The sequence below is a fragment of the Paraburkholderia unamae genome, assembly GCF_003096875.1.
Lineage (GTDB): Bacteria > Pseudomonadota > Gammaproteobacteria > Burkholderiales > Burkholderiaceae > Paraburkholderia > Paraburkholderia unamae.
The window spans coordinates 339,132-365,073 of the sequence record NZ_QEOB01000002.1 but is presented as its reverse complement, the minus strand read 5'-3'; the positions used below and the strand labels follow the sequence as shown (position 1 = coordinate 365,073).

Genomic DNA, 25,942 nt, shown 5'->3' with positions numbered 1-25,942 from the left:
TTGCGTGGCCCGTGAGGGTCAGGCCGGTTTCCAGCGATACATGAGCACCTTGCCGCGCGCGTCTTCCTCGACGAACACGAGATATTCGCCATTGGGCTGCCGGTGCGCGGAGATGCCGAACGGCACGTCGACCCAGCCCGAGGCGTGGCCCACTTCCGGCCCGGGGCCGAAGGTGCCGAGTTCCCGGGCGCTCTCCTTGTCGTAGACATGCACGTTGCCCGCGGGCTCGACGACGAACACGTACTGCCCTTCCACGGTGAGCCCCGCGGGCGTGACAGGCGGCTTCGCTTTCGGGTCCCACGGCAGTTGCAGCACGTAGCGCTGCTCGGGATGGCCGCTCGACCACTTGTCGTAACGCACCAGCACGCGCCCCGCCTCTTTCCAGAAGCCGGGATCGTGCGGCGAATCGGCCGTGTAGCCGGTCACGTAGAGCGTGTCGGTCTGCGGTTCGTAAATCGCGCGATGCACCTCGGTGAACGGCGCGGGCACCGGGTACTTGTCGAGCTTGTCGTACGAGTAGATCGGGTTGCCCTTCGCGTCGAGGCCGCCGAAGCGAAAGCGCCAGATGCCCTTGTTGTCGCGCGCGCGCCAGATGTCGCCGCGCGTGTCGACCCACCAGCCCCAGCCGCCTGCCAGATGGTCGCGGCCCGGATTGCGCGTGAATTCGTCGGCGTCGAGCGCGCCGTTGCCGTTCGCGTCGCGCCAGATCCAGTCGCCGCCGGGCGGCGCCTTCGGCACGTTCTGCACGCCGCGGCCGCGGCCCGCGATGAAGCCCGAGGGAATCGCGGTCTCGCCGTCGCGCTGCGCGTCGAAGCGATAGATCTTCAGGTGGTCCGCGTACATGTCGGTAAGGAACAGGAACGTGTGACCGTTCAACGCGCGCGCGGTGGGCAAACCCGGCCACTGGTCGGTATGAAAGACCGGGTCGTCGGGATAGCGGAATCGATTCGACAGGAATCCGACGTATTTCGAGTCCTGCCCCGGCGGCTTCGACAAATCGAGTTCGAAGCGCTTGTTACCGGTGTAGACGCTGTTGGGCCGTTGCGGGTCCACCCATGCGCCATCGACGAAGAGCAGGCCCTCCAGGTTCCACAGGCGCTTGCCCGCGGGCGTATAGGCTTCCAGCGTCGCGCCGAGTCCCGCGCCGATGCTGTCGTCGTGCTGCGGCCCGATGCCGTTGGTCGAAACGTAGATGTTGCCGCGCGCATCGGTGGCGACGCCCGTCAAGCCATTGAATCGGCCAGGCCCGGGCCGTCCCGCGACGCCCGCGAAGATGCCCCCGCGCTCGCCGAGCGTGGCGCTCTGCGTCCACGTCTTGCCATTGCGCGTGTAGATGAGGATCTGCTGACGCGGGCCGTTATCGGCAATCAGCAGGCGCTGCTGCGGATCGAACGCGAGATCCACTGCCACCGTGTCGTCGGGCAGCGCCAGCGTGTCGCCAAGGCGCTTGCCGTCCGGCGAATAATGGTCGATGCGAGGGGCGTGCGCGCCGCCCGTGAGCACCCACAGCGAACCATCGGCGGCGAGCGCGATGCGTCCCGGCGCCTGCACGTCCCATTGCGTCTTGCGTTGCATCGAGTTCGCGTCGTACGCCTCGATGCGGTTCATCGGCGTGTTGCTCACGTAGAGCGTCGAATCCGTCGCCGCGAGGCCGCCAATGTCGGCATGCGTGCCCGCAGGCACGTCGTTGATCTTGAGGAACGCGCCCGCGAGCTGCGCATGCGGATTGAGCGGGTCAGGCGAGGCCTGAAATGCGGCGGCGCGCTTCGGCTCGTCCAGCGGCCTGCGCGTGATGCCGTACCACTGGCTGCCCTTCGCGGGCCAGATGCCGCCGCCGACCAGGTGCCCCTTCTCGTTGCCCACGCCAACAGCCGCATACAGATAGCGCCCGTTCACGGCGACGGCATTGCCGCCCGCGCCGCCCCAGCCATGCGTGCCGCCGGCAAAGCCGAGCGGCTTGCCGTCCTGGTACGCGCTGATCTCAGCGCCGCTTTCGTCCCACGGCGCGTTGGTGAACACCTTGCCTTCGGGCGTGACGGCAATGGCGGTGACGTTGATCTGCATCCACGTGCCCTCGCCGTAACCGTAGCTGTTGCCGATCCACGAGGTCGTCACGTTGAGTTGCGGCGCGGCGATGGTCTGAACCGACGACGTGCAGATGAACGTGCACATCGCGGCCAGCGCCAGCGTCCTGCGCAAGCGGCGATCGGGATTCGATAACGGCAAGGCAATTCCTCCGGGTCTGATTACGGCAATCTGCCTGGATCATGCCGTACAAACCGCGTGAAAAATCGCCTCTAAAAAACGGAAAATAATTCAAAAAAATTCAGTATTTATGACTCATTTCCACACATTGAGAAATAAATGCGCGAGCATCGAAGGCATGCCGGAAAGGCCCGTTCGGCGGGCTTCCGCCCTGTTTTTCAGAAAACAATCCGGATTTCATATCGCGCAAATTCATTCATTTCGATTTAAAAATTCGCGCCAATATATTTCGGCTTTTTGAACATTTAATTCTTTCTAGAATGAATCGCGACCCAACTGCGCATGCACGCACCCACCGGAGAACCGATGACCGTTAGCCGTCCCGTCGATCACCCAGGCAGCCCCGCTGCCCACTCGCACCGCATCGTCCAGCTGGACGGACTGCGCGCGTTCGCCGTGCTCGCCGTGTTCGCGCAGCACGCCTTGCACGCGCCGCTGTGGATGGGCGTCGATTTGTTCTTCGTGCTGAGCGGCTTTCTGATCACCGGCATCCTGCTCGAGCGCAAGGCGCGCGGGCAATCGTATTTCAGCTACTTCTACGCGCGCCGGCTGCGCCGCATCCTGCCGCCTTACGTGCTGCTGCTCGTGGTGTCGTCGTTGCTGTTCGGCTTCGGCTGGGCCCGCTACTGGCCCTGGTATGCGTTCTTCGCCACCAATATCGGCGACGCCCTGGGCCAGAGCGGCCACGACAGTCTCAACATTCTCTGGTCGCTCGCGGTGGAGGAACAGTTCTACATCGTGTGGCCCTTCGTCGTGCTGCTGCTGCCGCGCCGCGCGATGGCCGTGGTGGCGGCCGCGCTCATCGTGTTCGTGCCCGTGCTGCGCGCCGTAGCCACGCCGTGGTTCGACTCCTACTGGCCGATTTACTACCTCACGCCGTTCCGCATGGACCTGCTCGCCTCGGGCGCGCTGCTCGCCGTGCTGGTGCGCCGCGACCGCAATGCGCTGGAACCGTTCAAATGGCCCGCCGCCGTGCTGTTTTTCGCGGCGCTCGCCGTGCTGGCGTGGCTGCATCTGCACTACCCGCGCTTTCGCGCCATGAATACGCCGCTTTCGAATGCACTGCTCTATAGCGTTTCGCTCGTGCTGTGCACCTCCATCGTCGTGTTCGCGCTGCAATCGAAGGGCATCGTGCGGCGCGTGCTTTGCAACCCGGTGCTCGTGTATATCGGCACCATCAGCTACACGATCTACCTCATTCACCTCACGATTCTGTATGCGGTGTGGCCCCTCCACTACAGCCGCATCACGAGCGCCGCGATTGCGCTCGCCCTCACGCTCGCTTATGCAAGCGCGAGCTGGTTTCTCTTCGAGCGTCGCCTCACGCGCGGCCCGCGCCGCAGCGCAAGCACGGCGCCGGCGCGCCTCGACGCACGCGTGAGCCAGTAAAGCGCTCGCAATCGCAATTCCTGAATCCCGTTCGCTACTTCAAAGGCACATCACATGAACGAACGTCGCAATGCGATCATCACCGGTGTTTCCGGCCAGGACGGCGCTTACCTCACGCGCCTTCTGCTCGACAAGGGCTACAAGGTCACCGGAACCTATCGCCGCACCAGCTCCGTCAACTTCTGGCGCATGAACGAGCTGGGGATCCTCGACCATCCGTCGCTCGATCTCGTGGAGCACGACCTCACGGATGCCGGTTCCACCCTGCGTCTCGTCGAGCGCGCGCAAGCGCAGGAGGTCTATAACCTCGCGGCCCAAAGCTTCGTGGGCGTCTCGTTCGACCAGCCCGTCACCACGGCCGAAGTTACCGGCATCGGCGCGCTGAACCTGCTCGAAGCGATTCGCGTGATCAATCCGAAAACGCGCTTTTATCAGGCTTCGACCTCCGAAATGTTCGGCAAGGTCCAGGCGATCCCGCAGTGCGAGGACACCGCGTTTTATCCGCGCAGCCCCTATGGCATCGCCAAGCTGTTCGCGCACTGGTCCACCGTCAACTATCGCGAGTCTTACGACATCTTCGCGACGAGCGGCATTCTCTTCAATCACGAGTCGCCGCTGCGCGGACGCGAGTTCGTCACGCGCAAGATCACCGACACGGTCGCGAAAATCAAGCTCGGCAAGCAGAACATGCTCGAACTCGGCAACCTCGACGCCAAGCGTGACTGGGGCTACGCCTCCGAGTACGTCGAAGGCATGTGGCGCATGCTGCAAGTCGACAGCCCCGACACCTACGTGCTCGCCACGGGCCGCACCGAAACCGTGCGCGACTTCGTGAAGATGGCCTTCACGGCGGCCGGCTTCCAGCTCGAATGGTCGGGCAAGGGCGAGCGCGAAACCGGCATCTGCGTCGCCACGGGCCGCACGCTCGTGCGTGTGAGCCCCCGTTACTACCGCCCCGCCGAAGTCGATCTGCTGATTGGCGACGCGACCAAGGCGCAGGAAAAACTCGGCTGGCAGCCGCAAACGTCGCTCGAACAGCTCTGCCAGATGATGGTGACGGCTGACCTCGCACGCAACGAACGCCATGACACATTCTGATCCCGCAAGCCGTCCGCGCGCGCTCATCACGGGCATTGGCGGCTTTACGGGCCGCTACATGGCCGCCCGCCTCGCGGCGGACGGCTACCGCGTGTGGGGCACCGTGCGCGAAGGCGAATCGCTGAGCGAGGAAGCCTTCCCGTTCGGCGCCACCGCGATCGAAGCCGACCTGCTCGATCGCGGCGCCATCGGGCATGCGGTGGAGAGCGTGCAGCCCGACGTGGTCGTGCATCTCGCCGCAGTGGCCCACGTGGCCGATAGCGACGTTGCGCGCACCTACGTCGTGAACGTGGTCGGCTCGCGCAACCTGCTCGAAGCGCTCGCGCATCAAAAGCACGTGCCGCGCGCGGTGCTGCTCGCGAGCAGCGCGAACGTCTACGGCAACGCCACCAACGGCGTGATCGACGAAAAGGTCGCGCCGCAACCCGCCAACGACTACGCGGTGAGCAAGCTCGCGATGGAATACGTCGCGAAACGCTGGGAAGCGCAATTGCCGCTCATCATCGCACGTCCGTTCAACTACACGGGCGTGGGCCAGTCGCCGGACTTCCTGATCCCGAAGATCGTTGAGCACTACGCGCGCGGCGACCGCTCCATTTCGCTCGGCAATATCCACGTGGCGCGCGACTTTTCCGATGTGCGCGACGTGGTGCATGCCTATGCGCGGCTCATCGAAGCCGCGCCGCGCGGCGCCACCGTCAACGTTTGCTCGGGCAGCGGCCAGACGCTGGGGGCGCTGCTCGGCATGCTCTCGAACATCGCCGGCTACGAGATCGAAGTCAACATCGATCCACGCTTCGTGCGCACCAACGAGGTGCGCCAGCTCATCGGGTCGAACGCGAAGCTGCGCTCGATCGTTGGCGACAGCTCGCGCAAGCATCTGGAAGACACGCTGCGCTGGATGTACGAAGAAGCCCGCGAACGCCTGTGTGAAACGCAATAAGGCGCTAACAGCTCTTGCTTGACGAATAAACCGCCGCTCTCACGAGCGGCGGTTTTCTTTTGGTGCTTTGAAACCTCAGTGGGCGGCAATCGCTTCGGCGTAGACACCGGCCACACGCCTGGCGATCACGGCATTGTCGAAGTGCTCACGCGCGTAAGCCTTGCACGCCTCTTCGTCCGGCAGCTTGATGCGCCCTGAAAGCGCGCCGTCGATACCGTCGGCAATCGCGTTCGCGCCGGTCGTCGGCAGCACGAGATCCTGCGAAAGACCGGCCACCGCCTCGGGCAGCCCTCCAACCGGCGTGACAAGCACGGGCGTCCCGGCCGAAAGCGACTCCACCGTGATCAGGCCGAAGCCCTCCAGCGCGACAGTCGGCACCACGCTCAGCGTAGCCGCGCGATAGAGCGACGGCAAATGCGCGTCGGGCACGAAGCCGAGCAGCTTCACGTTGTCCGCAAGACCGGCTTCGTCGATGCGCTGCTGAAGTTCGGACTCCAGACGGCCGCGACCGGCGATCAGCAGGAGCACGTCCGGGTGACGCTGCTTCACCATCTTGATCGCATCGATCAGATCCTCCAGACCCATGCGGCGCACGAGACGGCGCACGGCCAGCACGATCGGGCGACCTTGCGGCAACTGAAGCTTCAGGCGGGCTTCCGCCACCGTGCAGCCCGGGTCGAAATGCGCCGTGTCCACGCAGCCCGGCACGATGCGCACGCGCTCGGGCGAGATGCCGTAGCGGCGCGTGAGAATGTCGCCAAAGGCTTTCGAGAGCACGATGAGCCGCGAGGAACGCTCGTACACCGACTGCTCCAGCGAATGCTTGATGCGCTGGCTCAGCGTGGCCGCGCCTTCCACGAAGCTCTCGTCGGCCCACGGTCCCTGGAAATGCGAAACCTGCGGAATGCCGCGCGTCACGTCGAGACCCGGGAAGGTGTAGAGCGCGAAGTGCGAGGAAATCACGTCGGGCCGATGGCGGCGAATTTCGCTGCGCAGCGCGCGGCGCGCGTCCATCAGCCGAAACGGCAGCGAGCGCGAAGCGGAGCCGAAGCCCTGGATGGCGCCACCGCTGTCCTGGGCCACTTTGGGCGAGCCGGCCACGACGCCGCGCACGCGCACGCCCGCACCGGGCAGCGCGCCAACCAGCGAGTAATACATGCGATCGAGCCCGCCTGCGCGCTCGGGAAACCAGTGCATGCCGATCTGTAGCGATTGAATGGATTGTGTGGTCATCGCGTGTCCTTGTTCTGCACGAATGCGGTTATCGGGGGGGGTCTGCGCGCTGGAGCGTTTGACCGCCCGGCAGCGTCGCAGCGGCGAACGCAGGTTCTTCGCGGCGCACGGCCGCGCTCGCGTCGCCGGCCAGTTGGCGGTATAGCGCGATGTACTGCGCCGCCATGCGCGCCCAGCCGAACTGCGTGGCGAGTTCGGCTGCGGCCTCGCCCATGGCGAGACGGCGCGGCGTGTCGTTGGCGAGCGTTTTCACGGCGTTGGCGAGCGCCGGCACGTCGTCGGGATCTTCGAGCACGATGCCGCATTCGGGCGTGATGATTTCCGCCCCGCCCGCCGTGCGCGCCGTGACCACGGGCAGGCCCGCGGCCATTGCTTCGAGCAGCGAAAGACTCATCGCTTCGTAGCGCGAAGGAAAGACGTAAGTGTCGACCGAGCGCATGAGCGTGGGCATCTCGCGCACGAGGCCGAGAAAATGCACGCGCGACTCGATGCCAAGCTCGCGCGCCAGATCGGGGTACGGGCTGCCCGGCAGGTAGCCGGCCACGGCCAGATGCACGTTATCGGGCATCTGCTTCATGGCATGCAGCACCGTGCCGAGGTTCTTGCGCGGCGTGCGCAGGTCGCCCACGAACAACAGCAGGAAAGCATCGGCGGGCAGCGAGAACTTCGCGCGGTCGGCGCTTGCGGCCGAGAAGCCCCGCGTGTCCACGCCGTTGTAGATCACGTCGAGCCGCTCGACAGGGTTGCCGCCCGAGGCGCGGATTTCGTCGGCCACCTTGCGCGAAACGGCGGCGATCACGCGCGAACGGCGGTACGCCCAGCGCTCCAGCACCGCATTCGCGCGCGTGTAGACGAACTGGTAGGCCGACCACACGCCGCGCGTGAGGCCGAACGGGTAGTACTTGCTGCGCGCCCAGCCGCCATGCACGAAGTGCGCGGTGTTGACGTCGGCGTGCGCCCAGGTGATGAAGCCGTTCACATGGAGCACGTCGTACTCGCGCCGGTGGCGGCGCAGCCACAGTGCGCTTTTCAGCGCGAACACCTGCTGACGCAGCAGGTTGGTGGGCCACGCGCGCGAAGGTTGCACGCTCACCCATTTTACCTTGGGATGCGCCAGCAACTCGGGCGCGACATGCGAGGCGACCAGCGTCACCTCGAACCCTTCGTCGAGTGCGGCGCGCGCGATTTCATGATTGACGCGGCCCTGGCCGTCGTTATGGCGCACGACATGCGTGACGATTGCGACTCTCAATCGGAGACCTCCGTGGTAAGGGCCTGGCGCCGTTCCAGCTTGCGCCAGTGCCCCGCGCTGAGAATGGAAAACACGCTCGAAAAGAGCAGCAGGCCGCCCGTGCCCACGAGCGAGTTGGTAAAGACAAGCATGGCGAAGATCGAGATCGCGAGGCTCAGGCACGCGCAGACATAGCGATCGTCAGGCATGCGCAGCGACACGCGCACCGCCCGCAACAGCAGCCACAGCACGCCCGACATGTAGAGCAGCGTGCCGGGCCAGCCCAGCACGAACGGAATGTTCATCACGCCGCTGTCGAAGCTGCCGTACTGGCCGAGCTGGCCGTTGTTGCTGGACAGCTTGGTCGATGCGCCGGTCGCGCCCAGGCCCTCGCCCGTCACGTCGGTGAAGGCCTTTTTGGCGAAGTCGGCATAGAACTGATTGCGCGCCTCGTAGCTTTGGTCGTCTTTGAGGTTCACGAGCGTGTTCAGACGCTGCTGCATGCGGTCCGCCACGGGACCGAACGTGAGCAGCGGCACGCACACGCCCGCGAGCACCACGGCGCTCACGATGATGCGAATGCGCACCTTGTTGCTCGACTTCATCAGCTGGATCAGCATCGCGATCGCCCAGCCGCCCCAGGTGGAGCGCACGAGCGAGAGCGCGAACGAGAAGAAGCCGAACGCCGCCGCGATCCAGCGCACGCGGTGCGTCGCGGCCATCACGAACACCATCGCGCCCATCATCGCGAACGCGAACGGGCCCGACGAATTCATCGTGCTGAACACGCGCACGCCGAGCGGCACGGGGTCGCCCTGCGAGTTCATGTCCGAGCCGATCATCCACATCGCGTCCCACGGCGGCATGATGAAGAACTGCACGAGACCGTACGCGCCCATCACGAGCATGCCGTAGATGAAGGTGTTGACGATGGTCTTGCTGCACTCGGGATACTGGCGCGTGAGCACCATGATGTGAAAGCCGATCAGGAACGGATAGATCCAGTTCGCGAGGTCATACACGGCGGCGGCCGGGCCGCTGCCCACCACGCCCACCGCGAACCCATAGCCGATGCCGAGCAGCGCGAGCAGCAGCGGCAGGCCGCGCCGCTGGCCGAGGATCGGGTAGTAGCGCAGCAGCGAGATGCCGCTGATCATCGTGACGGCGAGCGGCGCGACCTGAATCAGGCTCGTGGGCGTGAAGCCGCCTTTGCCGTAGTCGGCCAGACGCCGGACCTCGGGGCTCAGGAACCACAGCCACCACATGTAGCCGATATAGCGCACCGGGTTCACGAAGTAGAGCCAGAAGCCCACCGCGATGGCCAGTACGGGGAACGCGAGCGTAAGCACGGTGCCCTGATGCGCGCCGATCAGGAGCGCCGTGAACAGCCACAAGGCGAGCGGCGGCAGCGTGTCGCGGCCGAACAGGCCGCGCATGCCCCCGCGGCGGGCCGCCTTCGGGCTCGCGGGCTGCGCTGCGGGAATTGCGGTCGAGACTTCCATGATTACATCCCGCGCGCGGCCACGCCCCGGCCTCGGGGTTCGCTCGCCAGCGCTTCGCCATTGAGCGCGTCGCGCTCGTGCAGCATCTCGCGCGTGAGTTGCGCATGCTGGCGCGCGAAGTGCTGCGTGGTGAGATCGCGCGTGCGCAACTGCTCGCAGGCTTCGCGGGCCTGGGCGAGCGCGCGCGCCGGGTCGGCGACGAGCGAGTTCGCGGCGTCGCGCAACTGCTGCGCGTTGAACGGTTCAACGTAGGAGGCGGCGCTTTCGTCGAAGTAGTCTTCGAGCGCGCCCACCTTCGTCGCGATCATCGGCTTGCCGAGGGCCGCGGCTTCCAGCATCACGGTGATGCCCGAAGCGTGCGTGTTGGGGCGCAGCGGCACCACGATGATGTCCGCCCAGTCATACAGCGCATGCTGTTGCTGGATGCCGGAAACACGCACGATTTCCACGTTGTCCGCACGCGCCGAAGCCGGCATGCGCCGCCGCGTGGCGATGCGCACCTGGTAGCGCGAATCGTTGCCAAGCGCGCTTACGAGCGTGGTCCAGTCGCGGTCGCGGTCGTTGCCGATCGCGGCCACGCGCACCGGCGTATGCGGCTTCCACTCCGTGGGCGCACGCAATGGAAAATCGCTGGTGTTCAGCCCATAGAGCACGTGGCGCGCCGTACGGCCGAAATACTCGCCGCACAGCGCGGCATTCTCGCTTGCGAGCGTGGTGAGCAGATCGGCGCGTTTGAGCAGCCGCTTGTAGATCGCGCGGCGCAGCGCGCCATAGCCGGGCCAGCGGTCGAGCAGCCACACGCTCTGCGCGAGCAGCAGCGGGCGCGCGCCACCCTTCCTGGCGTTCATCAGCAGCACGAGCGCGACGGCCAGGTGCTCCTGCTCGGTATGCGTCCAGATGACATCGGACTGCAAAATGGCGCGGCGATTGCGCCATGCGTGGATGAAATCGAAACCGAGCGCGGCTTTCAGCGCGCGGCGCGCGAAGCGCACCGGCGTGCTCTCGCTCGCATCGTGCGCATAGTTGAGCGCGAATTCCGCGGATTCCGCGTGATGGTAGCCGTACAGGCTGCCGATATTCTCGCCTTTGCGATAGCGGCGCGGATCGGCGCCATAAAAAAGGTGGACGTGGACTTGCGTACCGCTCATTCAGGGTCCTCCGTGTAGTCGTTGGCCGCGCGGCTCAGGCGAGCGCGCGGCGCGCCTCTCGTGCACCGCCGCGCACCGCGCGCCAGCGGGCGAAAGCCGCGGCCGCGGAGCCGCCGCGCAGGGCGCTCAGGCCCGTATGGACGATGCCCGGATACACTCGCGTACCGACGAGCGCGTACCACCACCAGGCGGTTTCGCGGCGCAGCGGCGTGAGATGGCCGAGCAGGATCAGATGCAGGTTGTAGGCGGCGTTGCGGATCGAGGCAAGCGTCTGCGCGTTGCGCGGATCTTCGCCGGGGCGCGGCGCGGGAAAGTGATCCACGGCCACCAGCGGGTCGTACATGAGCTTCCAGCCCGAGCGCTTCACGCTCATGCTGAACGCCATGTCGTTATGCGTTTGCGCGCCGCTGCCGCGCAGGCGGCGGTCAAAGCGCAGGTCACCGATCGCGGCGCGGCGGTAGCTCATGTTCGCGCCCTTGAGCAGATCGACTTCGCGTGCGCCGCCCGCGCCCAGATGATGATTGCCGATGATGCGGCCCGAGCGTTGCAGCTTGCCGACGAGCGTGCGCTCGCCGTCGATCATCCGGCCGCCTTCGTGCACCCAGTCGCGGCCGCCGAGCGCGCCGAGCTTCGGGTCGGCCTCGAAGGCCGCGCCGATGCGCGCGACCCAGTCGGCGCGCGGCGCGGCGTCGTCGTCGGTGATGGCGATCACGTCGCCCGTCGCGGCCTCGATGCCGCGATTGAGCGCGGCCACCTGCCCCGGCTCCTCCACGATCGCGAGGTCCACGCTGAGCACGCGGGGCGTGACATGGTCGGCAAGGCACGCGTGCGTGGCTTCGTCGTCGGCGCGCGCCACCACCACGATCTGGTCGGGCGCGCGCTGCTGACGCAGCAGCGCCGAAAGGCAGCGCGAGAGATCTTCAGGACGCCGATAGGTCGGCACGAGCACGGTCACTTTCATCGCGTGTTCTCCTTGGCTGTGCGGGATGGATGCATGTGCGTCATATGCGTCAGGGGCCTCAGGTGCTCAGGTACTCGCGCACGTTCGCGTAGCCATAGCCGTAGCTGCCGCGCGTGCTCGGCGGCACGCCGTTGAACACGCCGCCCTGCACGCGCACGCCCGCGTTGCGCAACCGCTTGAGCGCGTCGGCGATCTCGCCCTCCGTGTGCAGACCCGAGCGCAGCACGAGGAAGGTCGAGCCCGCGTGGCCGCCGATGATGGCGGCGTCGGTCACGGCCAGCACCGGCGGCGAGTCGATGAGCAGGACGTCGTAGCGGTTCGAAAGCCCTTCGAGGTACTGGCCGAGGCGCGGCGACATCAGCAGCTCGGACGGGTTGGGCGGACGGCGGCCGCATGAGATGAAGTGCAGGTTGTCCACTTCGGTCGCGCGAATGGCCTCGTCCAGCGAGATCTGCCCCGAGAGCAGCTCGGAGAAGCCGTTTTCCTGCGGGCCGCCCAGATGGCGTTCGAGCGCGCCGCGGCGCATGTCGCCGTCGATCATCAGCACGCGCTTGCCCGAATGCGCAAGCAGCACGGCGAGATTGGCGGTGAGAAAGCTCTTGCCGACACCGGGCACCGAACCCGTCAGCATGACTACGCGATTGCGTGCGTCCATCACGCTGAACTGAAGCGACGTGCGCAGGCTGCGCAGGCTTTCGACCGTGAGGTCCTTCGGACGCGCGTTGGCGAGCACTTCACGCAAACGCGTACCGCCGCGCACCGGGCCGCGCTTTTCGAGCGCGGTCTGTTCCGCCGAAAGCGGCACGAGACCGTACACGGGAAGCTGGAACGAGCGCTCGATCTGGTCCGGATCGACGATGCCCTTGAACATGTTGCGGCGCATGAGCACGAAGCCCGTGCCGAGAATGATGCCGAGCAGCGAGGCGGCCGAGACGATCAGCAGCTTCTTCGGCTTCGAGGGCTTGCCGGGACGCAAGGCCGGGTCGACGATGTGCACATTGCCGCCCGTGCCCACGCGCTGCACCGAAAGCTCCTGAATGCGGTTGAGCAGCAGCACGTAGATGTCTTCCGCCACCTTCGCGTCGCGCTGCAACTGCACGGCCTTCACTTCGGTGGCCGGCAGGTCGCGGAACTTCGTGTCGTACTTCGCGCGCTCGCCTTGCAACTGGGCCAACTGCTGACGCGCCGCGATCAGCACCGGATGCTGGTCGCCAAACCGCTGTTGCAGCGAGGCAATCTGCAATTGCAACGCCGAAATCTGCTGTTCGTACTGCACGCTGCCGTCGAGATAGATCTTCGCTTCGTCGCTTGCGTTGATCGAGCCCGACTTGCTCTGGTAAGCCGTGAGCGCCGCTTCGGCGTTCTCGAGGTCGGATTTCAGGCGCGGCTGTTCGCTGCGCAGGAAGTCGAGCATCTTGCTCGCATCGGCCTGCTTGGTCGCCACGTGTTCACGCAGGTACGACTGCGCCACCGCATTCGCGACCATGGCCGCGTGCTCGGCGTCGTTGTCTTCGAGCGAGATGTCGATCACGCCCGTTTGCTTGCCCTGCTCCTGCACCTGAATGGCGTTCTGGAATGCGCTGATCGCGTCGAGGTCGTTCATGCGCACGACGGTAAAGCGCGTGCCGGGGCGCGCCGTGAGCTGGTTCACGAGCAGCTTCACGCCGCCGCCCTGTTCGACCTGGCCGACCGAGCCTTCAAGCACGCGCGCGCCGTCCGGCGTCGAGATCACGTAGCGGTTGTTATCGAGCGCGGTGAGCGTGAGCTTCTTGCCTTCCAGTTCGGGCGAGACTTCGATCGAGTCGAGCTTGATGACTTCGCCGCCCCACGCATAGTTGCTCAGCCAGTTGCTCAGGCCGAACCACGGGCGCGAGGGCGTGCCCGGCGTCGCAAGACGCGCGGAGAGGCTGCCGATCACGGGCAGCGTGACCGGCGAGACGACGGTGTTCAGCTTGAACTGCCGCACCACCGGCTCGACCACGCTGCGGCTCTTGATCATCTGGATCTCGGCGTCGGTGGGCAGGCTGCCCGTCGACGATCCGGAGCTGATGTTCGCGCCCGTTTGCGTTTGCGTGAGGGCCTGCGACGTGTAGTCGGAAGGCTCAACGCGCACCTGGGTGTCGGCCGTGTAAACCGGCTTGGCGATGAAGCAGTAAAACACGGCCATGGCGATCACCGCCGCCGCGATCGCGATGAGCCAGCCGATGTCGTCGATGATGACGCGCAGCAACTGGCCGAGGACAACGTCCTCTTCCTCGGTGCGGGCCGCCGGGGCCGCCTGGCTATTGGCTTGTATGGTCACGATTCAATCCCGTTGTTTAGGTGTTGCTCCTGCGTCTTCTCTTGAGGCTGGTTGATCACGCAATTACTTCGCGATCTGCTTCAGATAGAAGACGGTCTGGATGGTCGGCAGCACCTGCTGCAACACACGGTTGAAGGTCGTCGAAGCGGCCGTGCCCACGTACACCACATCCAGCGGCTTGAGCTGGAATTGCGACGAAAGCATGATCGCGTCGGGCTTGGTCATGTCGAGCCGGTAAATCTCGGGCTGCGTCGGGTTGTCCTTCATGCCGCGCATCACGAAGATCTGGCGCGGGTTCGCGTCGGTGTCGAGAATGCCGCCCGCCTGGGTGAGCGCGTCGGCGATCGTGAGGTTGCCGCGAATGAGGTTGGTCTGCAACGGCGTCTTCACTTCACCCATCACGAATATTCTGCTATCCGAACGATCCGGAATATTGATGACGTCACCGTCCTGAAGCAGCACGTTCTGGGTCGAGTCGCCGCCGTCGAGCATGCGGTTCGCGTCGAGCACATAGAGCTTGCCGCCGCGCGTGAGGCGCACGCGGTTGATGTCGGCGCTGTCGGTGGTGCCGCCCGAGCGCGTGATCGCGTCCACCAGCGTGAGCGGCACGTCGCTCATGGAAAGCGGACCCGGCGTCTTGACGTCACCCGTGATCTGCACCTTCTGGCTGCGATAGGCGAGCACGCGCACGTCCACCTGCGGGTTCTTCACGTAGGGGCCGAGGCCGGCCGCGAGCTGGTCGCGGATCTGGCCTGGCGTCTTGCCTGCGGCCATGATGCGGCCCACGAACGGGAAGAAGATCGTGCCGTCCTTGGCCACGGTCTGCCCGTACGGGTCGGCTTGTCCTGGCAGCGCGTTGGTATAGGGCTGCGTGAGCGCCTGGCCCACCGTCTGCGTGGTGTTGCCGCCCGTGGAGAACGTCGAGCCCTGCGGCGTCGAAAGTTCCGGGTGGTCGAACACGGTCACGCCGAGAATGTCCTGCGGCGCGATGTGATAGACGTAGTCGGCGCTGTTCGTGAACTTCGAGGGCGGCAGCGCCGCCTTCGGTGCGGCGGCTGCCGCCTGCGCCTGCTGCAACACGACTTGCTGGGTGATGAGCTCGACGTTGAATTGTTGCTGCGGCTGGTTGTTCGGCTGTTCTTTCAGGCTCGACGTGTCGAGATAGTTGCCGGGCGCCGTTGCGCACGCGGAAACGAAGGCGCTCAACGCGACCACCGCGGTCAGTTTCAGTTTATTCATTGGCATATTCGGCTCAGCCATCCCTTAACCATACGATCCATCAATTCGAGACTCTCGCGATACGCGGACTCATGGAGCCCATGCGGATCGGCGACATCAGAGTTCTCCCAGTTACCTAGCGCGTACACCTTGCCGCGCGCCGTCGGTTCAATGCGCTCGACGTCGGCGACCTGGCGGCGCTCGGTCACGAGCACGAGGTCGGCCGAGCGCACGAGGTGCTTCGTGAGGCGGCGCGACTGGTGCTTGCTCACCTCCAGGCCGCGCTCGGCCAACAGCCACTGCATCACGGGGTCCATGTCGTCGCCGTCACGCGCACGCAGGCCCGCCGATTGAAACGCGCCCGCCCGCAAGCCTTTCTGTTCGCGCAGGCGGGCGCGAAAAAGCTGCTCCGCCGCTGGCGAGCGGCAGACGTTGGCGTGGCAGACGATGAGCACGTCCTTGATCATGGTCGCGTGACTCCCTTCCTTTCCCTGAGCTGTACCTGGCGCGATGCGGGTGATCCCGGTGCGCTCAGGCCAGCGCCTGAGTCGTCGCGGCGCTTTCGGCGCGCGCGCGGCTTGCCTGCGTCGCGCTCGCCCGGCCCACGGCGTGGTATTCGATGCCGAGCTCCTGCAACGCGGGCGGGTCATAGAGGTTGCGGCCGTCGAACACGATAGGCATCTTCAGTTGCGCCTTGAGCGTTTCGAAGTCGGGTGCCTTGAACACCTTCCATTCGGTTGCGATCACAACGGCATCGGCGCCGCTCGCTGCTTCCATCGCGTCGTTCACGTACGACAGCCGCGCTTGCTGTTGCGGCGCGTGCGCGAGGTCGAGCGCGAGAACACGTTGCGCCTCGGCGGTCGCAACCGGGTCGTAAGCCTTGACCGTGGCGCCGCGCGCGAGCAGTTCGGCGATGAGCGTGCGGCTCGGCGCCTCGCGCATGTCGTCGGTGTTCGGCTTGAACGCGAGACCCCAGACGCCGAACGTGCGGCCCGTGAGGTCGGAGCCGAAGCGCGTGACGATCTTCTGCGCGAGCACCTGCTTCTGCGCTTCATTGACGGACTCCACGGCGCGCAGGATTTGCAGCGGTTCGCCGAAGTCCTCGGCGGTGCGCATGAGCGCCTTCACGTCTTTCGGGAAGCACGAGCCGCCATAGCCGCAGCCCGCGTAGAGGAAGTCGTAGCCGATGCGCGGGTCGGAGCCCACGCCGCGGCGCACCGCCTCGATGTCGGCGCCCACGCGGTCGGCGAGATTCGCGAGTTCGTTCATGAACGAAATGCGCGTGGCGAGCATGGCGTTGGCCGCGTACTTGGTGAACTCGGCCGAATGCACGTCCATGTAGAGCGTGCGTTCGTGATTGCGGTTGAACGGCGCATAGAGCCGCTTCATCACCTCTTTCGCGCGCTCGCCGGGCACGTCGTCGTTGCAGCCGAGCACGATGCGGTCGGGCCGCGCGAAGTCGTCCACCGCCGCGCCTTCCTTCAGGAACTCGGGGTTCGACACCACCGAAAACATGTGGGTCTCGCCGCGCTTGCGCAGTTCGGAAGCCATCGCGTCGTGCACGAGCGCGGCCGTGCCCACGGGCACCGTGGACTTGTCCACCACCACCTTGAAGCCCTTCATGTGGCGGCCGATGTTGCGCGCCGCCGCCAGCACGTATTGCAGATCGGCGGAGCCGTCTTCGTCGGGCGGCGTGCCCACGGCGATGAACTGCACGTCGCCGTGCGCGACCGCCGCTTCCACGTCGGTCGAGAACGTGAGCCGGCGCGCACGCACGTTGCGCTCGATGATTTCCTTCAGGCCCGGCTCGTGAATCGGCACGATGCCCTGATTGAGCAGGTCGATCTTGCGCGCATCGACGTCGAGGCAAAACACGTCGTTGCCAATGTCGGCAAGACACGCGCCCGTTACGAGACCCACATAACCGCTGCCAATGATCGTCAGATTCATGCCCACCTCAAAAGTGATTGGTTCTTCGTTCCATGCGAAGCGTGGCGCACGCAAGCCCCATCGAAAGCGCGTGCGCTCGCTTCACCTCAATATGCGTTTTGTCCGGCGAAACCCTTCCACATGGTCATCGCCACGATGCGCAGGTCCAGCGCGAAGCTCCAGTGCTGCATGTAGTGCAGATCGAAACGCACGCGGTCGCGCATCTTCTCCACGCGATCGGTTTCACCGCGAAAGCCGTTGACCTGGGCCCAGCCCGTGATGCCGGGCTTGATGCGATAGCGCGCCATGTAGCCGCGCACGAGGTCCTTGTAGATGTCGTCGTGCGCGAGTGCGTGCGGACGCGGCCCCACCACCGACATCTCGCCCTTGAGCACGTTGATGAACTGCGGCAACTCGTCGAGGCTCGTGCGGCGCAGGAACGCGCCCACGCGCGTCACGCGCGGATCGTTGCGGCGCGCCTGCGTGATCTGCCCGGCCACTTCCGCGTGAACCTTCATCGAACGGAACTTGTAGATCTCGAACTCGTTGCCATCCAGTCCCTTGCGGCGCTGCTTGAAGAACACCGGACCCTTCGACGTGAGCTTCACGGCGAGCGAAATGGCCGCCAGCAACGGCGCGAGTGCGACCAGCACGCCGCCCGCGAACACGATGTCGAACACGCGCTTGGGCAGCACGCTCAGGTCCGTGACCGGCGAGGCCGCGAGGTTGATCGCCGGCACGCCGAGCAGGTCGACCACGGGCTGGCTGAAGAACGACAGGCTGCGCACGTCCGGGATGAAGCGGATATTCACGAAGTCGTTGCGCAAGGCCGTGACGATGCGATGGATCGTGCGTTCCTTGGTGATCGGCAGGGCGAGCCACAGTTCGCGCACCTCGTTCTCGCGCACGAATTCGAGCATGGCTTGCAGGTTGCGCTCCACGGGCACGCCGTCGATCGCGGCCGCGCCGTCGGCGTCGCTGTCCTCGTCGAACACGAGCGCCGGGTGAAAGCCCGCCTCCGGATGGAAGCGCATGTGCTCGATGAGGAAGCGCCCGTAACGCGGGCCGCCCACCACGGCCACGGCCTTCTGGTTGTAGCCCTCGCGACGGATGCCACGCAGCACCATGTGCACGAGCGCCTTCGAAACGATCAGCAGCGCGACCGAAGCGACGACCCAGTACGCGAGCCACAGGCGCGAGAGCGAATCGGCGCGGTGCACGCTGAAGCTGAGCAGGATGCCCGTGCCCTCCACCGCCAGCCAGGCGGCGCACACGCGCGCAAAGAGGCTGTAGAGCGACTTGCCGCGCCACGACTTGTAGATGCCGAACGCCGGGAACATCCAGATGGCGAGCACGCAGTTGAACGCGAGCGCCACGCTTTCCGCGTCGGTGAGCGGCGAGAGCTGGCCGCGGTGCAAGGCGGCTGCGAGCAGCGCGCCGGCTGCGATGGCGGCAACGTCGAAGATTCTGGCTAGAACGCTGAGCATGTCCGGCACCTCGGGTTAAAAAAAGAAACACGGCCACGCACTGCAAGTCATGGCCGACTGCTTCGAAGTTTCTGGGAGAACGTCGCCGGGAATCGACTGCAATCGACTGGCGCCGCTAATTCTGATCCGAATAAACCCTAATAAAGCGCGATAAAAATTCCGGCCGCAAGACTCAAAAGTATCTCCAAATGTATCGCCCGTTCGAGGTCATTTTTGAGTGATTTTTTTCGGCAAAGATTGCCGGAATCGGCTCCTGCATTGGCTCATCGGTCCGCCAAATCCAGCAGATTTTTCCTGAACCGGCATCTCGATTCGGGTTCTGACTGGAATTTCAGCACCCTTCAGCCGGTATTTTTATTCGATTTTTTATCGAAATTCCTGCATGACGGATCGATGATTTAAATTTAATCCGAATATTTTCCGTTTTCTTCTTTACGACTCTATTTATGACGATTTTAAGCATGCTACAAATCTCAGCACCGATACCTTTTACAGGAGAGCGAAATGACGGATACGGGTTCCGCAACGGCATCGGCGAAAGCGTCGAGCACGCGTGCCGAGACGCGTAACGCATTGCAGGTATGTCCTGTGGTGCTCGCCGGCGGCGCGGGCTCGCGGCTGTGGCCACTGTCGCGCGAGCAATATCCCAAGCAGATGATCAACCTCGTGGGCGAGCAGTCGCTGCTCGCCAACACGGCGGGGCGCCTCGATGCGCTCGCCGAACGCGTAACGCTCGCCGAGCAGTTGCTGATCGTCTGCAATGAAGAACATCGTTTCACCACCGCCGAACAGGTTCGCGCGGCGGGCAAACGCGCACGGCTGATTCTCGAGCCCGCGGGCCGCGATACGGCGCCCGCGCTGACGATCGCCGCCATGCAGGTGGTCGCGCAGCACGAGGACGGCATTCTCGTGGTGATGCCGGCCGACCATGCGCTCGCCGACCTCGATGCGTTCCAGAACGCCGTGGCCGAAGGCGTGCGCCACGCGGCCAACGGTCAGATCGTGACGATGGGCATCGTGCCCACCCGCGCCGAAGTGGGCTATGGCTACATTCACGTGGGCGAGCCGCTCGCGAGCGCCGAGCCCAATGGCGCGCGACGTCTCAACGGCTTCGTTGAAAAGCCCTATTTCGAACTGGCCCAGCAGTACGTCGCTTCGCAGCGCTACTGGTGGAACAGCGGCATCTTCATCGTGCGCGCCTCGACGTGGCTCAAGGCGATTCGCCACTTCCAGCCCGCCATTTACGCGGCGTGCGCGGAGTCGATCGAGCACGGCAAGGCCGATGGCGACTTCTTCCGTGTCGATCGCGAAGCGTTCGAACGCTCGCCTTCGAACTCGATCGACTATGCCGTGATGGAGCCGCTCGCCGGCGACCCGTCGGTCGCGAGCGGCGTGGTCGTGCCGCTCACGGCCGGCTGGACCGACCTCGGTTCGTGGGACACCGTGTGGCAAGTGTCGCCGAAGGATGACGAAGGCAACGTCGCGCACGGCCGCGTGATGTTCGAAGGCGCGAGCGACACCTTCGCGCACTCGGACGGCCGCCTCGTGGCCTGCCTCGGCACGAAGGACCTCGTGATCGTGGAAACCGCCGACGCCCTGCTCGTGGCCGACCGCTCGCGCGCGCAGGACGTGAAGAAGGTCGTGCAGCGCCTGAAGCAGGAACGCGGCACGGAAGCCGTGGCGCACCGCCTCGTGCATCGTCCGTGGGGGCACTACGACAGCGTCGACAGCGGCGAGCGCTTCCAGGTGAAGCGCATCGTGGTCGAGCCGGGCGCGCGCCTCTCGCTACAGATGCATCACCACCGCGCCGAGCACTGGGTCGTCGTGCGCGGCACGGCGCTCGTCACGCGCGGAGAGGAACGCTTCATCGTTTCGGAAAACGAATCCGCGTACATCCCGCTTGGCGTGTCGCATCGGCTGGAAAACCCGGGCAAGATGCCGCTCGAAATCATCGAGGTGCAGTCGGGCTCGTATCTCGGCGAAGACGATATCGTGCGTCTCGACGATCAGTACGGCAGGCAGTGAGTGAAGCGATGAGGAAAGGCTGCGCGCTCCGTGCGCGCGGCCGCGCCGCGTCAACGCACGAGCGTGCGATAGCGCGTTCCGAAGGGGCGGCGTTCGGCGGAGCCCGAAGCCGAGGTGGTGGCGTCACGACCTTCGCTGCTGGTAAGCAGCGTGCTCGTGGCGCTGTAACGCTGCACGGGCGCATGGCGCACGCTGCCGGGCACGGCGGCGGGCAACGCGCGCTTCACGACGGCATTCGACGGGTCGCCCCGCGTGACGTTCAGGCCTGACTGGCCCGTGTGCGGCAACGCGGTTTGTGAGCCGTCGAGATGAGAAGCGCCGTGCAGATCGCTGGGCGTCGCAGTGCCCGTGCCTGTCGGCGGGCACTCGCGCTCGACCCATTCGCGCCCCCAGTCGTAGGCGAAATTGCGCGCGGCTTCGCGGTCCTGGAACGGCGGCCCGATCAGGCCCGAGCGTTCGAGACGCTTGCCGTCCTTGAGGATTTCCACGGCCGCACGAAACATGCGGTTGCGCACGGGCTGTACGGTCAGGCTCATCGTGAAGCCACGCCATTCGGCGACCTGCACGGCTCCACCCGGCGCATGGGCGCGGCGCTCTTCACGCGAGATCGCACGGCCGGACGCGGGCTTGCCAATGCGCGCAGGCGCATGCGTCGCGTCGCTCTGGGGACGCGTTGCGGTCGTTGCGGGCGAAGCGAACGAAGCCGGCAATGCCGGTTCACCGCCCGAGAGCTGCCGCATCATGCTTTCCATGGGATCGGCCAGCGGCGCGTCGGCGAGCGCGGCGGGCGCCTGCCAGGCTTCCGGGCTTTTCCAGTACACGGCCGGCTGGCCGTCGTCCTCGGCAACTTCCTCGGCGGCGACCACAACGGGTTGCGCGTCGGCCTGCGCCGGTTGGGGCACATAAATAAACTTGCGCCCGCGCTGCGACAGCAGTTCGACCAGTTCGATCAGCGTGCCGCTCACGTGCCACTCCTCGAAACGACGGCGGCAGGTGGGCCCGGACGGATAACGCGCGGGCAGGCGCGACCACGACTCACCGGTCGTCAGGATCCACAGGACGGCATTGGCCACGACTCGCGGCTCGGCGCGGGGGCGGCCGCGGCGATTGAGTCTGATAGGGGGTTCATCGGATACGAGCGAAGACACCTGCATCCACTCGTCGTCGCTCAGTTCATCGAAATTCATGCTGTTCTCCACGCAGCCGGACCGGGGCTGCTGTGACGGAGCACTCGCTCGCGGATCTTGCTGTCCGCGTTGGCTAGCTCGGTTGCACCATATGCTTATATGACGTGTTCATTTGCGTCGCCGGACGCACTCTGGCAGTGCGTTTTTTCACGCTATTGACGCAAAAAACGTGGTCTCACTCGTGCAGGGGAGAATTTGTGCAGGAAGCATACCACCTGAAACCAGCCGATGAGGAGGGCCGTAATAAGTGTTACGGTTAGAAACAACTGTGAATTTTCTAGTTTTCCTTTATTTTCAGTGCCTTAACTCGCATTTTTGCAGTTTCCGCAATGGGTAAACTTGAGCATGCGTGGGTAAATGAAATCAATCACTTAGCATGGCCATTCTAGATCGACGCGCATGGCTCATGCGATACCACTCTATAACCAGACGCCAACCATGAACCCCGTCTCAAGAGCCGCCTCACTCCCTCGTGGCGGCCTCTTTTCATGTGTGACGCCCTGGGCCTCCCGCAGCCATCAGGTGCGTCACGCATAGCGCATGAATACGCTGAACAACTGGCGAGCGATAATCAAGAAACCATCCGGTCTTCAAATTGAAAAGCGCGTGGAGGTCAGAGTCGTCCTTCGGGAAGTGATTCACACTCTCCTGCCCGGCGATCACGCGTGATGCCTCGACGAGCCGGGCGCGTTCCAGCCAGTCGCACTCCGCGCCGTTCGAGCTGAGCCATATCTGTGCCGATTCGATCAGGTGATCCGTGCGCAGCCACGCTCCCTCACGAGCAAACGCAAAAAGCTGACCCACTACAAGGAAGCACAACAGCTCAGCGCGCGCCTCATCGTCGAACGGCTTCATTGTTTCCCGGTGCTCGCCGCGCTCTTGGGCGTTGCCTTCGCAGCGCGCGGCGGCGCGGGCCGCGCCTCGGCGTGCATCTCGCTGGCCGGGAAGAGATTGAGGAACGAGCGCGCCTCATCGGTCGAGCGCGAGGCGAGCCAATTCGAATACTCGTCGGGCGGCACGATCACTACGGACCGCTTTTCATCGCCCGGCTTATGGAAACGGTTCATGAGTGGATGGTCGGCCGCGTTGACCGTCAGCATCGTGAACGACCACGCCTTGCCCTCTGGCTCGGTCCATTCGCGCCACAAGCCCGCGATTCCAAACGGCGCGCCGTCCGCCATGCCGATGCGCCAGCGCACGGCCTTCCCTGTTTCGTAGTTCGGCTCGTAGAAGGCCTCGCACGGGATCAGCGCGAGCTGCTGCTTTTTCCATGCGCCGCTGAAGCTGCGCCGCTCGCCGACCGTCTCCGCGCGCGCATTCATCGTGTCGAACACCTTCACGCCCTCTGGAATGTGCTTGCGCGGGACGATGCCAAAGGTCGCGAGGTCCGCGCGCGTCTCGCCATCGACGCGGCGTATGATCGGCGCGGCGTAGTCCTTGTAGATCTCGTCTCGCCAAGGGCTATCGGGCGGCTCCACGCCGAAGTGCTTGAAAATGTGGTCGCGTCGCGCGGCCGCGTAGTTCGTGCACATGGTGCGCTCCGACAGTGGAGAGGAGCCTCATTCTGGCAGAATCCGCGCGCAGCGCTTAAAACTAGCTCATCGGCCTGACTGGCAACGCCGCCCATGCCTCCAGTCGCCGCACGACTAGATCCGTACTGTGGTCGTCAAGGTCGAGGCCGCCCGGACACGCCGCCGTGTCGATGAGGCGAGAGTCCTGCTCCAGCAAATGCTGCATCTCGCTGGGCCGATAAATCCAGCGCGGGTCGAGGCGCGGATACCGCAATCGCGACTTGCGTGCGCGGCTCGGTGATGGTGCCCACCACGTGCGCGAAACCGATAAATACCCCGCTGGACATGCTCGGATGAGCCTGCTATTTTTTGCGCTGGGTCGCATATCTGCCGCAACCCAGCCCTCCAAGGGCGTTCGCAACCGCCCTTGGTTGTATATGCCCGCCGCTCTCCATGAGCGGCGGGCTCTTTTTTGGATACAACGCTTCGACAGGTTTCGAAACATGGACGATGCGCGTATCGCCTGCTATTTTGTAGATCGGTTGCACTGACACTCCGCAACCATGGGGCTTCCCCTTTTCAGGGGAATAGCGTTTGACGGGTCGCCGCGGCTCCCGCGATGCGGCGACCTCGTTTTACGCGACCAGTGGCTTGCTCGACGCCGCGACCCAAGCCGTCAACCTTTTCTCCACGAGCTCCATGCTGTGGTCGTCCAGGTCGAGGCCGCCCGGCCACGCCGCCGTGTCGATGACGCGAGCATCCTGATCGAGCAAATGGAGCATCTCGCCTGGCCGGTGAATCCAGCGTGGATCGAGGCGCGGATACCCGAACCACGCATCCTTCCCGTTCGCAACGATCACAAGGCGCGCCAGCTCCGCAGCGAAGCGCTGGTAGTACGCCAGGTTCGCCCCCTTCGGCGGCTCGAAGGCGTGCAGCGCGCCGACCTGCGCCGCCGGCAGGAACAGCGGCGTGTACGTCGTGCGCCAGCCTCCGAGCGAGTGCCCCTCGACGTTGAACACGGTGCCGCGCGGCACGAGCGCTTTCGCCCACGCCCAGATCTCGTCGCATGCCTCGTACGCGCCGCGCGTCACCTGCGCGCCGCCGCCCACGTCCACCGGCCACAAGTCGATGTCGTCGAGCAGATCGCCGATCTGGAGCGCGCTGAAGCGCGTCCCGCTGATCGAGAGATAGACGCCACCCGCGTCGCGCGACAGCACCGCCTGGCTGTCGCCGTCCCTGAACTGCCCTAGCCACGTGCACCCGAGCGCCTCGAATGCCGTTTTCGACTGCGCCGGGTTCATGACGTAGGCAGCATTCGCCCGGCGCGCCGCGGCGAGGATCGCCGCGCGATTCACGACGCGCTCGACGCGGCAAGCGGCGCGGAGCCCTCCGACGCACCGGACGCGGCGGCCGGCGCTGCCGTCTGGACCGGCGCGCCGTACACGTCGAGCCAGTTCGAGAGCGCAATGGACGCCGCACCGAGCGCAAGCTTGATCGCGGTTGCGGTGGCCGCGTCGAGCGGCAGCAACGAGACGAGGCCGATCGCCTGCGGAATGACCGTATCGACCAGGCTCTTGGCGTTGGTGGCGTCGAGCTGTGCGACGGCCGTGCACAACTTGCCGTTGTCGTCGGCCAGCTTCTTCAGGTTCGGATCGGCCGGCACGAGCGCGCTGAGATCGAGCAGCGCGGGCTGAATGAGACCGCAGGCCTTCAGCACTTTGCCTTGCGCATTGCTCGCGAGCGATTCGATGGTCTGCTGGACCTGCGAGGTGCAGCCTGCGAAAGCGATGGACGCGACAAGACCTACCGCGATGAGCAGCATACGTTTCATGGTGATTACCCTCTTGAGATGTGCCGCGAGTGCGGCGGGAGAAAAATCAGAAGCGCCAGCGGGCGCCGAGCTTGACGGAGGTTCCGGTGCTGCCTTTCTTGACCGTGACGCTCATGCGCGTCGACGGCGGGATTTCGGCATAGGCCACGCAGCAGGAAATGTCGTGCGTGTCGGGATTGATGAGCGGCAGGACCTGCACGTGAGTGCAGCCGCCCAACGCCGCGGCGAATGCAACCGCGAGCGCGCGCATTACTGAAGCGTCGATGCACCGGCCGCCGGTTGCGGCACAGGTGACGGCGCGGGCGCTGCGGCAACCGCCGGATCAGCAGATGGATCAACGAGCGTGCGCGGTAGCGGCGCCGTGAGGGGCTGCGAAGCCTCGATCGTGGCGAACTGCGCGGGAAGCACGGTGGAGCCTCCGGCCGCCGACTGGTGCCCGAAGAACGCCGCGATGAGGCCGACTGCAATCGTAATCAGCGCGCCAATCTGGTTGATGAACGGGTCGATCGCAGTGCGACCGTTGTAGACGAATACCGCCCACAAGACCATGAGCAGCAGCACGAAGACCGCCGCGAGCGCGGCAACGATGATTTTCAGGCGAATGGACATGCAATCCTCCAGGTGAGTGCCGCGCGCGGCGGCAAAGAAAAAGCCGCACGAGGCGGCTCTTTGATGGTCGTTC

The 25,942-nt window shown here is 65.2% G+C and carries 22 protein-coding genes; 4 read left to right on the top strand and 18 right to left on the bottom strand.

Features of this window, described 5'->3' with window-relative positions:
• Positions 1-18: 18 nt before the first annotated feature.
• Positions 19-2,172 carry an NHL repeat-containing protein gene (locus C7402_RS05670; RefSeq protein WP_244314760.1) on the bottom strand — a complete coding sequence of 718 codons (2,154 nt, stop codon included), beginning with the start codon at positions 2,170-2,172 and terminating at the stop codon, positions 19-21.
• 399 nt (positions 2,173-2,571) lie between these two features.
• Here C7402_RS05670 and C7402_RS05665 point away from each other — a divergent pair, with 399 nt between their 5' ends.
• The 3 genes from C7402_RS05665 to C7402_RS05655 are packed head-to-tail and all read left to right on the top strand — an operon-like array spanning position 2,572 to position 5,695.
• The gene (locus C7402_RS05665) at positions 2,572-3,654 is read left to right on the top strand and encodes an acyltransferase family protein (protein WP_116609913.1); all 1,083 of its coding nucleotides are present in this window, start codon (positions 2,572-2,574) and stop codon (positions 3,652-3,654) included.
• 54 nt (positions 3,655-3,708) lie between these two features.
• Positions 3,709-4,752 carry a GDP-mannose 4,6-dehydratase gene (gmd, locus tag C7402_RS05660; RefSeq protein ID WP_112169463.1) on the top strand — a complete coding sequence of 348 codons (1,044 nt, stop codon included), beginning with the start codon at positions 3,709-3,711 and terminating at the stop codon, positions 4,750-4,752.
• Positions 4,739-5,695: a GDP-mannose 4,6-dehydratase gene (locus C7402_RS05655; RefSeq protein WP_116609912.1), complete on the top strand. Its 957-nt coding sequence runs from the start codon at positions 4,739-4,741 to the stop codon at positions 5,693-5,695. The genes gmd and C7402_RS05655 overlap by 14 nt, the downstream gene beginning before the upstream one ends.
• Positions 5,696-5,770: 75 nt before the next feature.
• On the opposite strand, the gene C7402_RS05650 is transcribed toward C7402_RS05655, so the two are convergent.
• The 10 genes from C7402_RS05650 to C7402_RS05605 all read right to left on the bottom strand — a co-directional run bounded on the left by C7402_RS05650 (position 5,771) and on the right by C7402_RS05605 (position 18,706).
• A complete protein-coding gene (locus tag C7402_RS05650) occupies positions 5,771-6,928 on the bottom strand; it encodes a glycosyltransferase family 4 protein (RefSeq protein WP_112169465.1) in 1,158 nt (385 codons plus the stop codon).
• Positions 6,929-6,956: 28 nt separating this feature from the next.
• Complete coding sequence (locus C7402_RS05645) at positions 6,957-8,180, bottom strand: glycosyltransferase family 4 protein (RefSeq protein WP_112169466.1); 1,224 nt, start codon at positions 8,178-8,180, stop codon at positions 6,957-6,959.
• On the bottom strand, positions 8,177-9,595 hold the full coding sequence (locus tag C7402_RS05640) for a glucose-6-phosphate isomerase (RefSeq protein WP_244314759.1): 1,419 nt from the start codon (positions 9,593-9,595) through the stop codon (positions 8,177-8,179). Before C7402_RS05640 ends, C7402_RS05645 begins: the two co-directional genes overlap by 4 nt.
• A 68-nt stretch (positions 9,596-9,663) precedes the next feature.
• A complete protein-coding gene (locus C7402_RS05635) occupies positions 9,664-10,809 on the bottom strand; it encodes a glycosyltransferase (RefSeq protein ID WP_116609910.1) in 1,146 nt (381 codons plus the stop codon).
• A 34-nt stretch (positions 10,810-10,843) separates the two neighbouring features.
• Entirely contained in the window at positions 10,844-11,770 is a 927-nt protein-coding gene (locus C7402_RS05630; protein WP_116609909.1) for a glycosyltransferase family 2 protein, read from the bottom strand.
• A 58-nt stretch (positions 11,771-11,828) separates the two neighbouring features.
• Positions 11,829-14,075, bottom strand: a complete 2,247-nt coding sequence (locus C7402_RS05625) for a polysaccharide biosynthesis tyrosine autokinase (RefSeq protein ID WP_372460344.1) — start codon at positions 14,073-14,075, stop codon at positions 11,829-11,831.
• Positions 14,076-14,135: 60 nt separating this feature from the next.
• On the bottom strand, positions 14,136-15,311 hold the full coding sequence (locus tag C7402_RS05620; RefSeq protein WP_112169475.1) for a polysaccharide biosynthesis/export family protein: 1,176 nt from the start codon (positions 15,309-15,311) through the stop codon (positions 14,136-14,138).
• Positions 15,308-15,757, bottom strand: a complete 450-nt coding sequence (locus tag C7402_RS05615) for an arsenate reductase/protein-tyrosine-phosphatase family protein (RefSeq protein WP_116609908.1) — start codon at positions 15,755-15,757, stop codon at positions 15,308-15,310. Before C7402_RS05615 ends, C7402_RS05620 begins: the two co-directional genes overlap by 4 nt.
• A 64-nt stretch (positions 15,758-15,821) precedes the next feature.
• On the bottom strand, positions 15,822-17,240 hold the full coding sequence (locus C7402_RS05610) for a UDP-glucose dehydrogenase family protein (RefSeq protein ID WP_116609907.1): 1,419 nt from the start codon (positions 17,238-17,240) through the stop codon (positions 15,822-15,824).
• Between the two features lie 86 nt (positions 17,241-17,326).
• Complete coding sequence (locus C7402_RS05605) at positions 17,327-18,706, bottom strand: undecaprenyl-phosphate glucose phosphotransferase (protein WP_116609906.1); 1,380 nt, start codon at positions 18,704-18,706, stop codon at positions 17,327-17,329.
• Positions 18,707-19,210: 504 nt separating this feature from the next.
• Here C7402_RS05605 and C7402_RS05600 point away from each other — a divergent pair.
• Positions 19,211-20,731: a mannose-1-phosphate guanylyltransferase/mannose-6-phosphate isomerase gene (locus C7402_RS05600; RefSeq protein WP_116609905.1), complete on the top strand. Its 1,521-nt coding sequence runs from the start codon at positions 19,211-19,213 to the stop codon at positions 20,729-20,731.
• Positions 20,732-20,781: 50 nt separating this feature from the next.
• On the opposite strand, the gene C7402_RS05595 is transcribed toward C7402_RS05600, so the two are convergent.
• The 7 genes from C7402_RS05595 to C7402_RS05560 all read right to left on the bottom strand — a co-directional run bounded on the left by C7402_RS05595 (position 20,782) and on the right by C7402_RS05560 (position 25,869).
• The gene (locus tag C7402_RS05595; protein ID WP_116609904.1) at positions 20,782-21,918 is read right to left on the bottom strand and encodes a transposase; all 1,137 of its coding nucleotides are present in this window, start codon (positions 21,916-21,918) and stop codon (positions 20,782-20,784) included.
• Positions 21,919-22,404: 486 nt separating this feature from the next.
• Positions 22,405-22,773: a hypothetical protein gene (locus tag C7402_RS05590; RefSeq protein ID WP_116609903.1), complete on the bottom strand. Its 369-nt coding sequence runs from the start codon at positions 22,771-22,773 to the stop codon at positions 22,405-22,407.
• Entirely contained in the window at positions 22,770-23,450 is a 681-nt protein-coding gene (locus C7402_RS05585) for an SOS response-associated peptidase (protein WP_116609902.1), read from the bottom strand. Before C7402_RS05585 ends, C7402_RS05590 begins: the two co-directional genes overlap by 4 nt.
• A 614-nt stretch (positions 23,451-24,064) precedes the next feature.
• On the bottom strand, positions 24,065-24,784 hold the full coding sequence (locus C7402_RS05575; RefSeq protein ID WP_116609900.1) for a hypothetical protein: 720 nt from the start codon (positions 24,782-24,784) through the stop codon (positions 24,065-24,067).
• Positions 24,781-25,260 carry a hypothetical protein gene (locus C7402_RS05570; RefSeq protein ID WP_133254417.1) on the bottom strand — a complete coding sequence of 160 codons (480 nt, stop codon included), beginning with the start codon at positions 25,258-25,260 and terminating at the stop codon, positions 24,781-24,783. The genes C7402_RS05575 and C7402_RS05570 overlap by 4 nt, the downstream gene beginning before the upstream one ends.
• Positions 25,261-25,306: 46 nt before the next feature.
• Positions 25,307-25,510: a hypothetical protein gene (locus tag C7402_RS05565; protein ID WP_116609898.1), complete on the bottom strand. Its 204-nt coding sequence runs from the start codon at positions 25,508-25,510 to the stop codon at positions 25,307-25,309.
• Positions 25,510-25,869: a hypothetical protein gene (locus C7402_RS05560; protein ID WP_116609897.1), complete on the bottom strand. Its 360-nt coding sequence runs from the start codon at positions 25,867-25,869 to the stop codon at positions 25,510-25,512. Before C7402_RS05560 ends, C7402_RS05565 begins: the two co-directional genes overlap by 1 nt.
• Positions 25,870-25,942 lie beyond the last annotated feature (73 nt).

Coding starts and splice junctions, on each gene's coding strand:
- C7402_RS05640 (WP_244314759.1), bottom strand. CDS start 9,595: ATGCGCGGCCTGTTCGGCCGCGACACGCTGCCGCCGCTCGCCTTGTGG.
- C7402_RS05585 (WP_116609902.1), bottom strand. CDS start 23,450: ATGTGCACGAACTACGCGGCCGCGCGACGCGACCACATTTTCAAGCAC.
- C7402_RS05615 (WP_116609908.1), bottom strand. CDS start 15,757: ATGATCAAGGACGTGCTCATCGTCTGCCACGCCAACGTCTGCCGCTCG.
- C7402_RS05595 (WP_116609904.1), bottom strand. CDS start 21,918: ATGAATTTCGATGAACTGAGCGACGACGAGTGGATGCAGGTGTCTTCG.
- C7402_RS05665 (WP_116609913.1), top strand. CDS start 2,572: ATGACCGTTAGCCGTCCCGTCGATCACCCAGGCAGCCCCGCTGCCCAC.
- C7402_RS05590 (WP_116609903.1), bottom strand. CDS start 22,773: ATGAAGCCGTTCGACGATGAGGCGCGCGCTGAGCTGTTGTGCTTCCTT.
- C7402_RS05670 (WP_244314760.1), bottom strand. CDS start 2,172: ATGTGCACGTTCATCTGCACGTCGTCGGTTCAGACCATCGCCGCGCCG.
- C7402_RS05565 (WP_116609898.1), bottom strand. CDS start 25,510: ATGCGCGCGCTCGCGGTTGCATTCGCCGCGGCGTTGGGCGGCTGCACT.
- C7402_RS05655 (WP_116609912.1), top strand. CDS start 4,739: ATGACACATTCTGATCCCGCAAGCCGTCCGCGCGCGCTCATCACGGGC.
- C7402_RS05650 (WP_112169465.1), bottom strand. CDS start 6,928: ATGACCACACAATCCATTCAATCGCTACAGATCGGCATGCACTGGTTT.
- C7402_RS05630 (WP_116609909.1), bottom strand. CDS start 11,770: ATGAAAGTGACCGTGCTCGTGCCGACCTATCGGCGTCCTGAAGATCTC.
- C7402_RS05600 (WP_116609905.1), top strand. CDS start 19,211: ATGACGGATACGGGTTCCGCAACGGCATCGGCGAAAGCGTCGAGCACG.
- C7402_RS05605 (WP_116609906.1), bottom strand. CDS start 18,706: ATGCTCAGCGTTCTAGCCAGAATCTTCGACGTTGCCGCCATCGCAGCC.
- C7402_RS05635 (WP_116609910.1), bottom strand. CDS start 10,809: ATGAGCGGTACGCAAGTCCACGTCCACCTTTTTTATGGCGCCGATCCG.
- C7402_RS05570 (WP_133254417.1), bottom strand. CDS start 25,260: ATGAAACGTATGCTGCTCATCGCGGTAGGTCTTGTCGCGTCCATCGCT.
- C7402_RS05610 (WP_116609907.1), bottom strand. CDS start 17,240: ATGAATCTGACGATCATTGGCAGCGGTTATGTGGGTCTCGTAACGGGC.
- C7402_RS05560 (WP_116609897.1), bottom strand. CDS start 25,869: ATGTCCATTCGCCTGAAAATCATCGTTGCCGCGCTCGCGGCGGTCTTC.
- gmd (WP_112169463.1), top strand. CDS start 3,709: ATGAACGAACGTCGCAATGCGATCATCACCGGTGTTTCCGGCCAGGAC.
- C7402_RS05620 (WP_112169475.1), bottom strand. CDS start 15,311: ATGAATAAACTGAAACTGACCGCGGTGGTCGCGTTGAGCGCCTTCGTT.